The organism is Bradyrhizobium septentrionale (assembly GCF_011516645.4).
GTDB lineage: Bacteria > Pseudomonadota > Alphaproteobacteria > Rhizobiales > Xanthobacteraceae > Bradyrhizobium > Bradyrhizobium septentrionale.
This window is the reverse complement of record NZ_CP088285.1, coordinates 4005735-4018545: the sequence shown is the minus strand read 5'-3', so window position 1 is coordinate 4018545 and position 12811 is coordinate 4005735. Positions and strand designations below refer to the sequence as shown.

Below are 12811 nucleotides of genomic sequence, written 5' to 3'. Positions count from 1 at the left end.
GACCTCTCCCCGCACGCGCGGCGAGGTGAAGCGGAGCCCGTTGCCGATTCTAGCTCTTGCGCGCGAAGGTGACGTGCGTGGCGTACGGGCTCGCGACATGAGAAACCACGGCGTAGCCGAGAGCAGGCAGATCGAGGCCCGCGAACAGGCTCTCTCCGGCGCCGAGCACGACCGGCGGCAACACCAGCTGCAATTCGTCGAGCAGACGCGCCTGCAGGAATTGCCGCACCACCGAGACGCCGCCGCCGACGCGGATGTCCTTGTCCCCCGCAACCGCGCGCGCCCGCTCCAGTGCGGCAAGCATGCCGTCGGTCACGAAGTGGAAGGTGGTGCCGCCTTCCATCTCGATGTCGGGCCGCGCGTGATGGGTCAGCACGTACACCGGCGTGTGGTAAGGCGGATTGTCGCCCCACCAGCCCTTCCAGGAATCATCCGGCCATGGCCCTCGGATCGGGCCGAACATGTTCCGCCCGAGAATCCAGGCGCCGATACCCTCCATCGACTTGCGCGCGATCTCGTCGTCGAGCCCGGTGGTCCCGCCGTCCTGGCCGATCATCGCGCGAAAGGCCCGCGTCTCGAACAACCAGGAGGCGGGCAGCGCCAGGCCGCCCTCGCCGAATGGATGTTCGAGGCTTTGGCGCAACGCCGCGCCAAATCCGTCGATTGAGACCGTGAATACTGAAGTCCTGACTTTTCCCATGATATTCCGCTTCCGTGGTTGAGAGACCTTACGGAGGACGGGCGGGAAAACCAGCACCCGACATTTGATGCAGAGGAATTTCGCGCGCCGCTATTTCGGCCCGCACATCACGTCGACGGCGCCCTTCACGATCGCCTCGAGCTCCTTGCGCGACACCCGGGCGCGAGCACGAATCGCAATGGTGTGGATGGTGGCGGAGGCGAGATGCGCCAGCGCGGCCGGATCGGCACCGTCAGCCAGCTCGCCGCGCTCCTTGGCGTGGCGGAAGCAGATGCCGAACGCCTTGTCGAGCTCGGTCAGGCCCTCCACCACCATGCTGCGGATGCCCGGATCCGACACCGCCTCGGACGCCGCGGTCATCACCGTGAAGCAGCCGCGCGGGCCGGACTCGCCCGAGAGATAGATGTCGAGCGCGATGCGGTAGATGCGCTCGAGCCGCTCGCGCAGCGGTGCCTCGGCGCGGAAGATGTCGACCATCGCGGCGCGCGCGTCGTCGCGATAGCGCTGGTAGCTCTTGATGTAGAGCTCGCGCTTGTCGCCGAACGCGCCATAAAGGCTTGGCCGGTTCATGCCGGTCGCAGCGCTGAGATCATCGAGCGAGGTCGCGGCAAAGCCGTCGCGCCGGAACAGATCGAGCGCCTTGCCGAGCGCGACATCCGGCTCATAGGCGCGCGGCCGTCCGCGGCGCTTCGGTGCGACCGGCGCCTCGATCTTGGCAGCAGATGGCGGCCTCTTACTTTTTTGTACCATTTCGCATTAAATTCCTTGACGGCACCAATACTATCCAAGACAGTACAAAAATCAACAACGGCCCGGAACACCCGCGCCAGACGCCCCAAGGAGGCACCAATGGACCTTTATTTCTCGCCGCTTGCCTGCTCGATGGCGACCCGCGTCGCGCTCTATGAGGCCGGCCAGCCGGCCAACTATCTCGAGGTCGATCCGAAGACCAAGCAGGTGCGCAACGACGGCTCCGACTTCAACAAGGTCAACCCGCTCGGCCTGGTGCCGACGTTGCGCACCGACGACGGCGTGGTGCTGACCGAGAACGCCGCGATCCTGCAATATGTCGCCGACCAGTTCCCGCGCGCCGGCCTCGGCACCGTGTCGAACGCCGAGCGGTCACGGCTGCATCAATGGCTGTGCTTCATCGGCACCGAGCTGCACAAGGGCCTGTTCCTGCCGCTGCTCGACAGGAAGGCGCCGCCGGACGCCAAGACTTACGCGCTGGAGAAATACGTCTCGCGGCTCGACTATGTCGAGAACCATCTGAAGGGCCGCGACTATTTGCTCGATCATTTCAGCGTCGCCGACGCCTATCTCGTCACGGTCATCAACTGGACGATGGCGACGCCGCCGATCGAACTCGCAAAATGGCCGGCGCTGAAGGCCTATTACGAGCGACTGCGGACCCGGCCATCGGTCGCAAAGGCGGTCGCGGAGGAGTTCGAGCTCTACAAGGCCGAGATCGCGCGGCACAAGGCAGCGGCGTAGCGCGCAATAGCGTTTTCGAAACGTGACGGCCGCCGGATTCGGGGGCCGTCCATCCTTCGAGGCTCGCTGCGCTCGCACCTCAGGATGACGGGGCGAAATAGCGCGAGCGACATCACGCAAGCCGCGGGCTCACTCTACCCCCGTCATGCTGAGGAGCGCGGAACGCGCGTCTGGAAGCACGACGGCCCAGTTCACGCTTCCACCTTGTAGATGGGGTAACGGGCCGGCCGTCCGCTCGCTACGGCGCGCTTTGGAAGCGCGCTCGCGAGCGGCCTGTTGGTTGGAAGGCGGTCGTCCCTCAAACTGATGGTGTCAACGGAGTCGGGCAAGCCCGCTCCAAGCATCATTAAGGGACGACCATGTACCACTATGCAGGAATCGACGTGTCTTTGGAATGCTCGAGCGTCTGCCTTGTCGATGGGACGGGTAAGATTTTGCGCGAGGCGAAGGTTGCGAGCGAGCCGGAGGCCCTGATCGGCTGGTTCCGGTCGCTGGGGTTGGTGCTGGAACGGATCGGGCTGGAGGCTGGTCCGCTGTCGCAATGGCTCTACGCAGCGATGCAGGATGCGGGCCTGGCAGTCGAACTGTTGGAGACGCGGCACGTCCGCGATGCCTTCAAGGCGATGCCGGTGAAGTCGGACCGCAACGATGCCCGCGGGATCGCGCAACTGATGCGGCTGGGCTGGTTCCGGCCGGTGCACTGCAAGTCGATCGAAGCGCAGGAGACGCGGGCGGTTCTGACGGCACGCAAGCTGCTGCAGTCGAAGCTGCGCGACATCGAGAACAGCCTGCGCGGCGTGCTCCGCGGCTTCGGTCTGAAGGTCGGCCCGACCACCGAGCGCACGTTCGCCGAACGCATCCGGGAGCTCGTAGCGGGCCATCCTGGACTTGAGGTGGTGGCCCAGGCACTGCTCGAAGCCCACGCCGTGCTGCGGCGCGAGTTCAATGGCCTGGATAAGCACACCCAAAGGCTCGCCAGGTCGCACCCGCAGGCGAAGCTCTTGATGACGACACCGTCCGTCGGCCCGATCGTGGCGCTCACCTATGCCTCGGCGATCGACGACCCGAAGCGCTTCCGGTCATCGAAGGCGACGGGAGCGCATTTTGGCCTCACCCCGAAGAAGTACCAATCGGGCGAAACCGACTATACCGGCCGCATCAGCAAGATCGGCGATGCCTCCGTGCGCGAGGCGCTCTATCAGGCGGCTCATGTCATGCTGACCAAGCCGGTCAGGAACTGCTCGGCGCTGAAGGGCTGGGCGATGCGGATCGCCCGGCGCGCAGGCATGCGCAAGGCCAAGGTGGCGCTTGCACGCAAGCTCGCCGTGATCCTGCATCGCATGCTCGCCGACGCCAAACCGTTCAACCCGATGGCCAAGGCCTCGGCAACCTAAGCAAGGAGCAGCAATCGGTTCCGGGCGGGCCACGACACCAGGCTCTCCCTGAGCGAGGTCCCTTCGCCGGGACGATGGATCCGGTCAGGCCGCCATCCGGGAAGTGGCTCACAACCACGCTTCCGTAGATTGGCCGGCCGGCTCCTCAATGCACCCCATCAGGCGACGGCCACCGCGCCGATCCCGTACAGAAGCAAGTGCCCGGCGACTGGATCACGCAAAAAGGGATTGACTTACCAAGGCCCGTTACAGAAGCCGGATGGAGCGCAGCGCAATCCGGGACGGACTTAGCTACAGGTGAGACTTATCCCGGATTTCGCTTCGCTTCATCCGGGCTACGCACCGATCAGAACGGCTCCTGCCCCAACCCCGGCACGTCGGCCGGACGCGGGCCGGGCGCGGGCCAGTGGAAGCGGCGGTCCTTCTCCGATATCGCGATGTCGTTGATCGAGGCCTCGCGGCGGCGCATCAGGCCGTGCTCGTCGAACTCCCACTGCTCGTTGCCGTAGGAGCGAAACCAGTTGCCGTCGGCATCGTGCCATTCGTACTGGAAGCGCACCGCGATGCGGTTGTTGTCGAACGCCCAGAGATCCTTGATCAGGCGATACTCCAGTTCCTTCTCCCATTTGCGGGTCAGGAAGGCCACGATCGCCTCGCGTCCCCCGAACACCTCGGAGCGGTTGCGCCAGCGGCTGTCCTCGGTATAGGCGCCGGCAACCCGAACGGGGTCGCGCGAATTCCAGGCATCCTCCGCCATGCGCGCCTTTTGCGCGGCGGTCTCGCGGGTGAAGGGCGGCAGTGGCGGGCGTGACATCGGCGATCCCTCGCGGTTGTTATCAGCGCAAATCTATCGCCGCGCCGGGCAGAGTCGATGGGGCATTTCCTATCGCCCGATAGTCAGGCCAGATCGGCCTTCATCAGTGTGCGGATGCTCTTCGGTATAGGCTGTGCCCTGCCCTGACTGACGAAAGCAACGCGCACCTGCGCCTTCACAAGCGCGTCATCGCCGCGCCTGACCTCCTGCGCGAGCATGATCGAGGCGCCCTTCACCGCGATGGGCCAGGTCACGATGTCGAGCATGTCGTCCATCCGCGCGGGCTTGAGGAAGTCCAGCGTCATCGAGCGCACGACAAAGGCGAAGCCGCCAGTCTCCTCTTGCGCCTCCTCGAATAGCGCGTTCTGCTCGGCGCCCATCAATCGGAGATGATTGGTGCGTCCGCGCTCCATGAAACGCAAATAATTGGCGTGGTACACGATCCCGGAAAAATCGGTGTCCTCGTAATAGACGCGGACCGGCATATGGTGGCGGCCATCGCGGATCGCGCCGTCGATATGGGGTAAGGTCATTTAGAAAACTCGCGCTCTATATCCCTGCGACCGTCGAGAAAGCGAACGATCACGATCCGATCCGTCTCTACCAGATAGAATGCAATGCAGCCCTCGATCAACAGCCCACGTAACGACGGCCGCAACTCACTTCAATTGCCCCATCGTGCAACGAACACTGAACCATAATATCCGTGCTTCACTCCGACTTGTCGATATTCCAGAAGATCGGCGTGGCAGGGCCGTCAAGCACGCCTGAGAGCGATTTTCGCCACGCGCCGACCCCGCGCCATTGCCCGAGGGGGACATAGATCACCTGATCATAGACGACCGCCTGGATATCTGCGGCGATCTTCTTCTGCTCGGCCGGCGTGGATGCACGCGCGAACTGGTCTTTCAACGCTTCGAGCCGGGCCGATTCCGGCCAACCAAACCAACCACCGTTCCTGCCTCGACCGTTGACCAATATGTTGACGACGGGGTCCACCACATCGGCAATGATGAAGTTGGTGAAAAACATGTTCCAACCGCCCTCTTTGGGCGGCTTCTGGCTGGCGCGACGGGAGACCACTGTTTGCCAATCGGTCGCCTGCAGGTCCACGTTGAAACCAGCCCTGCGCAGCAGTTGCGCCGCGACGATCGGCTGTGCCTTGAACACCAGGACGTCACCGGGCGCCATGATCACGACAGGTGTGCCGTCGTAACCGGATTCGCCAAGCAGCTTGGTCGCTTCTGCGAGACCACTGCCTTTCACCAGCGACTCCGAACCGGTGTCGGTGGCCAACGGCGTATCACAACCGAAAACCGCGCCGCATAGCTGGTAGTATTCTGAATTGCCGACCAGTGCGTCCAGCACATCCTTCTGGTTCAGCGCCCGCAACGCCGCGCGGCGCACCAGGACGTTATCGAACGGCGGGTAAAGAAAATTCATGCGTCCGACGATCTGGAAGCCATGCTTGTCCAGGGTTTCAAGCTTCAAGTCCTTGTTGGCAGCCAACTTCGTTACGAGATCGAAGGGGATATTCTCCACGAAGTCTATGTCGCCAGATTGCAGCGCGTTCACGGCGGTCTGTGCATCTGGCATCCTGATCCATTCGACGCGATCGACCTTCACGACCTTGCCGCCCGACGTCCAGCTCGGCGGCTCCTTGCGTGGCACGTAGTCCGTGTTTTTCTCATAGACTGCCTTTACGCCGGGCTGGAATTCAGACTGAACGAACTTGAAGGGACCGGAGCCGACCTGCTCCTTGATTTGCTGGCCCGGCGGCGTTTCGGCCAGACGCTTGGGCATCATGAACGGAACAATCGATGAAGGTTTTCCAATCGATTCCAGCACCAACCCGTAAGGCTCTTTCAGTTTCAGCGTGATGGTTTTGTCGTTAGTGGCCTCAATGCTGGCCGTGAAGTCCATCAGCGTCTGGCCCATGGTCTCGTTCTTGCTCCAGCGCTTGAGCGACGCAACGCAGTCTTCCGCGGTGACCGGGCTGCCATCATGCCATTTAAGTCCGTCGCGGAGAGTGAAGGTGTAGGTGAGCTTGTCGTCGGAGACCTTCCAATCCGCCATCTGCGGCTGGATCTTGAAGTTGGAGTCCGTGGCGAGCAAAGTGTCAAAGACCATGTAGCCGTGATCGCGCGTGATATACGCCCCGGTGAAGCCCGGGTCGAGGATGCGCAGATCGGAATGCATCACCGCAATGAGAGTCTTCGCATGCACTAGCGACGAGATCGGTTGCGCCGAAGCGAACACTGCCGACAAGGCGCCAACGGACACCACAGTGCAAAGTTTCCGACATGATATCTGAAGCATTGGATGTCTCCTGATATCGGCTGGTCAAATCCTCGAATTCGGGCTGAGCTGAGCGTGCAGGCTTGATACGGCGGAGCACCGCACCAGCGACCGCATGCAGAGATCTCCGCCCGGCACCTTGTCCGCAATCATCCTCGGGTGCTGCGCTGGACGGCGCTCGTTGCGCCGCGAGCGGAATGAGTACCCATGAGCCGACCTTGTCGATCGACTGCGATTATTTCATCCCCGCCTGCTGCAATCCCTTGAAGAGTTCATTCAAGGTAGCCTGAAACGCTAGATGCTGATTTGGAATTTCCTGGGAATAGATGTCGCGGATACGCGCCAGTGTGTAGCCCGGCAGTGCGCCGTTGAAATCATTCAACGCGTCGACCGCTTCGGTTTGCTTTCCGGCCAGCGCAAAGGCGCTCACCAAATGCGCTCGACTGAACCAAACCGTGCGTCTCTCCTCAACGGCTCTTCGAAGCCAGACAATTGCATCGTCGTAGTTTCCCATCGCGAAGTATGCGCGCCCCAGGACCCAGGAAAATACACTCCTGGCAGGATCGCGAGGACTGAGTCTGATCGCCTTCAACACCAGCGGAGGCGCTTCCTTGGGATGCCCCGTCAGGACAAGTTGATTGGCTTTCTGAGCATATGCGAGGGCAAGATTGGGATCGAGGGCAAGCGCCCGTTCGAAAGCGTCCAGGGCTCCTTGATGATCCCCCTTCGCACGGCGAATAAAGCCATCATCCATGTGGCTCAGAGCAATGGTCGGGTCGAGACTGAATGCCTGTTGCAGCGCATGCTCGGCCTGGTTCAGCAGCTCAATGCGTGCGTTGGAATCCGTTCCAGCAGCTTCGTTCCAGCGATTCAAATAGTCACGCATCAAGACATCTGCCAGTTGGCTCCAGGCGATGGCCGATTGCGGGCTGAGCTGCAGAGAATCCTGAAGATACTTGCGTGCGATAAGATTGTGCTGCGGGGTAATCGATTCAATGAGAATAGCCATGGCGCGTAACCTCATATCAATCGCATTGGAATCTCCCGATCGATTACGTCGACGGCTCTCGGCCTTGACCAGTTGAAGTCCGAGCGACGACGCGATTCGACCCGTTACAACTTCCTGCAATTCGAAAAGGTCAGTAACATCAGTATCAAATTGATCCGCCCAAATAGCCGTCGCGGAACGCGCATCTACCAGGTGCGCGTTAGCTTGCACCTTGGTACCGATTTTCCGGATGCTGCCTTCCAAGAGATATCGAACGTCGCAGTCCTGTCCGATCTGTCGAGGGTCGATATCTTTCCCTTTGTAAGTGAAAGCCGTTGCACGCGCAATCACCACAGTATCAGCCAAGCGGGAAAGGTGCGTGGTTAGATCATCGGTGACCGCGTCGGCGAAATAGCCCTCCTGCGGATCATTGCTCATGCTGCGAAACGGCATGACCATGATGGAAGCTTGAGCAGACTGCGCTTTTTGGCCATGCCAAAGCGGCACTGTGCCTACAAACGTCGCGATGGCCAATAAGACGGCTAATGCAGCGACCACCGAACGACGCATCGGAGGAAGTGCGACAGTTCGGCGCGCGACGAGACGCATTCGTCCCAGGAGGGATTTGTCTTGCTCCTGGGCCTGGGTGACCCGAAAGACCTGAATCGGAGGGTCAATGTTCTTGAGCCGGTAACGGCCCCTGTCCTCAAATGCGAGGTCCGGATGACCCAGGAGCTGATCCCGAACAGTATTGGTAACAAATAGCTCGCCCGGCTCGGCGAGAGTCTCTAGCCGTGCTGCAATATTGACGCTGTTTCCGTAGATATCGCGCTCGTCGAAAATGACGTCACCGGCATTTACGCCGATGCGCATTTGGAAGCGGCGCTCGGGGGCGGCACCGGCATTGCGCTTGCTCAATTCCTGCTGAATTTCGATACCGCAACGTACGGCATCCAGAGCGCTGCCAAACTCGACAAGTAATCCATCGCCGCTGGATCGGATAAGGCGACCACCATGCTCGGAAACTTTGGGTTCGATCAGGCCGCCGAAACATTCGGCCAGCATCACGTGTGTGGCGTCCTCGTCGGTCGACATGAGCCGACTGTAGCCAACGACGTCCGCCAGCAGGACGGCTGTCATCCTGCGTTTCACAGGGCACCTCCTTCCCGCGGCATCGGGGCTTAATGTTTTTACAGGAGCGGGCGGCTGTTGTCACGCGCCGAGGTCGGCGTGGGTGCACACCACCCGTTTGGGTGACGAACGTGCGTACCTCACTAAAGGATGCCGCGTTTCAAGGCACTCCCCATGCAGCCTGATCGCCAAACGCCGGCGTCCGCGCCTTTATGAGTGCACGGCCGGGCTCGTCAGGACACCGCCGGCCCCTTGGCGCCGAGTGTCACCTGCACGATCTCGGGTGGCACGCCGAGGCGGAACGGCATGATGCTGCAGCCGAGGCCGCCGGAGACGACGACGTCGCATTTCAGCTTCAGATGGCCATAGGCGAGCCGCATGCCGTGCTTGACCGGCACCGCCGGCGACCAACCGAGCAGGCGGACCTGGCCGCCATGGGTGTGGCCGGACAGCTGCAGCGCGACGCGCGAGGGCACGCGAAGCGCAACGTCCGGCTCATGCGCGAGCAGGATCACCGGCGCGTCGTCGGTGACTTTTGCAAGCGTCGCGTTGAGATCGTCGACGCCGATGCGGGTGACCTGGCGATAGTGCCGCGCCGGCAAATAGGCGAGCTGGTCACCGAGGCCGGCGAGCCAGAACGCACGGCCGTCCTTGACGAGCCGCACCGCATCGTTCTCGTAGACCGGGATGCCCGCCCGTTCCAGCGCACGGCGCGCGACCGGCGTGCCCTGCCCCAGGCGCTGCACCGCCTTGTCTTCCCAGTAGTCGTGATTGCCGAGCACGGCATGCACGCCGAGCGGCGCCTTCAGGCCCTTGAGCACCGCGGCCCATTCGGAGGCCGGAATGAAGCGCGTGACGTGGCGCAGCCCCGCGACATAGTCGCCGAGCAGCACGATGATGTCGGCGTTCAACGCATTGGTGCGCTCGACGATTGTCTCGATACGATCGAGCGACATCCAGGGATCGCAGGCGTGGATGTCGGCGAGCACGGCGATCTTGAGCGGAAAGTCCGCCGGCCATTGCCGCGGCGACAGATCGTAACGCGTGAGCGTGAGCCGGGCGACCGGCTCGCTCAGGCCGTAGGCCGCGGTCGAGGCGGTGACGGCGGTCAATCCGCCGAACCCGCGGAGCAAATGACGACGTGAAATCATGGACGTTTGATCGGTGATGCCTGACGCTTCCTGGAAACGCTCCGACCAATCATAAGCCCTTTGATTGGAGCGGAATTGGGCCGCGTTTGTGCAGACGGCCTGCAGAGACCTCGCAATGGTTAGCGGGCAAGGTTACCGGCAGCGCGATGCGCTGCATCAACACGTCTTTTCACGACTTCGGGAGCAGCTCAGTCCTCGTCGCCATTGTTGCCGAACAGGCCGAACTGCGAGGGGTCGCGGTTCGGCTCGGCAAGCCCGAGATGACGGAAGGCATGCGACGTCAGCAGCCTTCCGCGCGGCGTACGCTGCAGATAGCCGCACTGGATCAGATAGGGCTCGATGATGTCCTCGATCGCGTCGCGCGGCTCCGACAGTGCCGCCGCCATGGTCTCGACGCCAACCGGCCCGCCGCCATAGTTCAGGGCGATGGTGGTCAGATAGCGCCGGTCCATTGCGTCGAGCCCGGCACTGTCGACCTCGAGCGCGCTCAGCGCGCGGTCGGCGATGCCGCGATCAATCGCATCGGCATCCGCCGCGGAGGCAAAGTCGCGCACCCGGCGCAGCAGGCGGCCGGCGATCCGCGGCGTGCCGCGGGCGCGGCGCGCGATCTCGTTGGCGCCGTCGGGGCTCATGCCGATGTTGAGCACGCGGGCGCCGCGGGTGACGATCTTCTCCAGCTCTTCCTCGGTGTAGAAATTGAGCCGGATCGGAATCCCGAAGCGATCGCGCAAGGGATTGGTGAGCAGCCCCGCGCGCGTCGTCGCGCCGACCAGGGTGAATTTCGACAGCTCGATCTTCACCGAGCGCGCGGCCGGGCCCTCGCCGATGATCAGGTCGAGCTGGAAATCCTCCATCGCCGGATAGAGCACTTCTTCCACCGCCGGGCTCAGGCGATGGATCTCGTCGATGAACAGCACGTCGCGCTCTTCGAGATTGGTGAGCAGCGCCGCGAGGTCGCCGGCCTTGGCGATCACAGGACCTGAGGTGGCACGAAAGCCGACGCCGAGCTCGCGCGCGACGATCTGCGCCAGCGTGGTCTTGCCGAGGCCGGGGGGACCGACGAACAGCACGTGATCGAGCGCCTCGCCGCGCTTCTTCGCGGCCTCGATGAAGATCGAGAGATTCTTGCGCGCCTGGGCCTGGCCGACGAACTCCGTGAGCGACTGCGGACGCATCGCGGTGTCACCGACATCATCGGAGCGGCGTTCGGGCGTGACCATGCGGGACGGGGTGTTCATGTTCGCAGACCAATGCAACGCAAGCCGCGTCGGTGGTGGTTAGGCTCCCCTCCCCCTTGTGGGGAGGGGTTGGGGAAGGGGGGCCACACGAAGACTGCCGCCGTGGCACCCCCCTCCCTAACCCTCCCCCAACGCAAGTCGGGCCTGCCCGACTTGCGCAAGAATTCAATGCGCAACCGGGGTAGACCCCGGTTGCGGGGGGGAGGGAACGCAGCGAAGCGCTCGGCCCAATTGGCGCATAGATTTGAACGGGCCCTCACTTCGACAATTCCTTCAGACCCAGCCGGATCAGCTGCGCGGTCTCGGCCTTCTCACCGGCGCTGCGCGAGGCGGCGGCGATGGCGGCGGCGGCCTGCGGCTGGCCGTAGCCGAGATTGACCAGCGCAGAGATCGCGTCGGTGACCGGGCGCGGCGCGCGGTTGTTGTCGATCGCGCCGGACAGCTGCACCACCGCGGGATCGACATCGGCAAAGCCCGGCGCCTTGTCCTTCAATTCGCTGACGATGCGCTCGGCGACCTTCGGCCCGACCCCCGGCGTGCGCGCGACCGCCGCCTTGTCGCGCAGCGCGATCGCGTTGGCGAGATCGGTCGGCGGCAGCGTGCCGAGCACCGCGAGCGCGACCTTGGCGCCGACGCCCTGCACGGTCTGCAGCAGGCGAAACCATTCGCGCTCCAGATCGCTGCGGAAGCCGAACAGTTTTATTTGATCCTCGCGGACATAGGTCTCGATCGAGAGCACCGCCGCTGCGCCCGGCGACGGCAGCGCCTGCAACGTGCGGCTCGCGCAATGCACCTGATAGCCGACGCCGCCGACGTCGAGGATCACGTAATCCTCGCCATAGGAATCGATCAGGCCCTTGAGCTTGCCGATCATCGTGGCCGTCCCGGCACTTTGGACGCCACTCTTTCGTCATGGCCGGGCTTGTCCCGGCCATCCACGTCTTCGACGCCGGCAAGAAAAGACGTGGATGCCCGGCACAAGGCCGGGCATGACGGCGATTGGTATCGGACGATCATAGGCTCGCCACCCTGAGCCGCAGCGCCGTGCTCTGGCGGTGATGGGCGTGGGTGATGGCGACCGCGAGCGCGTCGGCGGCGTCGGCGGATGGTGGCTCGGCTTTCGGCAACAGTATCTTCAGCATCACCTGGATCTGGTTCTTCTCGGCATGTCCGGCGCCGACCACGGTCTTCTTGACCTGGTTCGGGGCGTATTCGGCGACCGAGATACCGAACATTGCGGGCGCCAGCATGGCGACGCCGCGCGCCTGGCCGAGCTTCAGCGTGGCGACGCCGTCCTTGTTGACAAAGGTCGCCTCGACCGCCGCCTCCGCCGGCCTGTAGTCGCCGAGCACTGCGGCAAGCCCCTCATGGATCGCGAGCAGCCGGCTCGCCAGCGGCAGATCGTCCGGCGGCTCGACCGAGCCGCAGGCTATATAGACGAGACGATTGCCCTCGGTCTCGATCACCCCCCAGCCGGTGCGGCGGAGACCCGGATCGATACCGATGATGCGGACGGGAGAGCGAATCGGCTGCGATGTCATGGGGTAGTGATACCGCCTGCGCCGGGAGAACGAAACACAAACGGAGCGCCATCCCCGCCTCT

The 12811-nt window shown here is 63.2% G+C and carries 12 protein-coding genes; 2 read left to right on the top strand and 10 right to left on the bottom strand.

The window, feature by feature from the left end; genetic code table 11:
- Window positions 1-49 precede the first annotated feature (49 nt).
- Complete coding sequence (locus HAP48_RS20805) at window positions 50-700, bottom strand: dihydrofolate reductase family protein (protein WP_166210594.1); 651 nt, start codon at window positions 698-700, stop codon at window positions 50-52.
- Window positions 701-790: 90 nt separating this feature from the next.
- The gene (locus HAP48_RS20800) at window positions 791-1450 is read right to left on the bottom strand and encodes a TetR/AcrR family transcriptional regulator (protein ID WP_166210597.1); all 660 of its coding nucleotides are present in this window, start codon (window positions 1448-1450) and stop codon (window positions 791-793) included.
- Between the two features lie 99 nt (window positions 1451-1549).
- Here HAP48_RS20800 and HAP48_RS20795 point away from each other — a divergent pair, with 99 nt between their 5' ends.
- Both HAP48_RS20795 and HAP48_RS20790 read left to right on the top strand, forming a co-directional pair.
- A complete protein-coding gene (locus tag HAP48_RS20795) occupies window positions 1550-2194 on the top strand; it encodes a glutathione binding-like protein (protein WP_166210600.1) in 645 nt (214 codons plus the stop codon).
- 359 nt (window positions 2195-2553) lie between these two features.
- A complete protein-coding gene (locus tag HAP48_RS20790) occupies window positions 2554-3588 on the top strand; it encodes an IS110 family RNA-guided transposase (protein ID WP_166210603.1) in 1035 nt (344 codons plus the stop codon).
- Between the two features lie 346 nt (window positions 3589-3934).
- Here the strand turns inward: HAP48_RS20790 and HAP48_RS20785 are convergent, their stop codons facing one another.
- The 8 genes from HAP48_RS20785 to ruvC form a co-directional block, all read right to left on the bottom strand.
- Entirely contained in the window at window positions 3935-4402 is a 468-nt protein-coding gene (locus HAP48_RS20785) for a nuclear transport factor 2 family protein (protein ID WP_166210606.1), read from the bottom strand.
- An 83-nt stretch (window positions 4403-4485) separates the two neighbouring features.
- Window positions 4486-4935 carry a tol-pal system-associated acyl-CoA thioesterase gene (ybgC, locus tag HAP48_RS20780; protein ID WP_166210609.1) on the bottom strand — a complete coding sequence of 150 codons (450 nt, stop codon included), beginning with the start codon at window positions 4933-4935 and terminating at the stop codon, window positions 4486-4488.
- A 178-nt stretch (window positions 4936-5113) separates the two neighbouring features.
- The gene (locus HAP48_RS20775; RefSeq protein WP_166210612.1) at window positions 5114-6721 is read right to left on the bottom strand and encodes an ABC transporter substrate-binding protein; all 1608 of its coding nucleotides are present in this window, start codon (window positions 6719-6721) and stop codon (window positions 5114-5116) included.
- Between the two features lie 214 nt (window positions 6722-6935).
- On the bottom strand, window positions 6936-8828 hold the full coding sequence (locus tag HAP48_RS20770; RefSeq protein WP_166210615.1) for an adenylate/guanylate cyclase domain-containing protein: 1893 nt from the start codon (window positions 8826-8828) through the stop codon (window positions 6936-6938).
- A 224-nt stretch (window positions 8829-9052) separates the two neighbouring features.
- On the bottom strand, window positions 9053-9970 hold the full coding sequence (locus HAP48_RS20765) for a metallophosphoesterase (RefSeq protein WP_166210618.1): 918 nt from the start codon (window positions 9968-9970) through the stop codon (window positions 9053-9055).
- Window positions 9971-10158: 188 nt separating this feature from the next.
- The gene (ruvB, locus tag HAP48_RS20760; protein WP_166210621.1) at window positions 10159-11208 is read right to left on the bottom strand and encodes a Holliday junction branch migration DNA helicase RuvB; all 1050 of its coding nucleotides are present in this window, start codon (window positions 11206-11208) and stop codon (window positions 10159-10161) included.
- A gap of 256 nt (window positions 11209-11464) precedes the next feature.
- On the bottom strand, window positions 11465-12082 hold the full coding sequence (gene ruvA / locus HAP48_RS20755; RefSeq protein ID WP_166210624.1) for a Holliday junction branch migration protein RuvA: 618 nt from the start codon (window positions 12080-12082) through the stop codon (window positions 11465-11467).
- Between the two features lie 139 nt (window positions 12083-12221).
- Window positions 12222-12749, bottom strand: coding sequence for a crossover junction endodeoxyribonuclease RuvC (gene ruvC, locus HAP48_RS20750; RefSeq protein ID WP_166210627.1), 528 nt, complete (start codon window positions 12747-12749; stop codon window positions 12222-12224).
- Window positions 12750-12811: the final 62 nt, after the last annotated feature.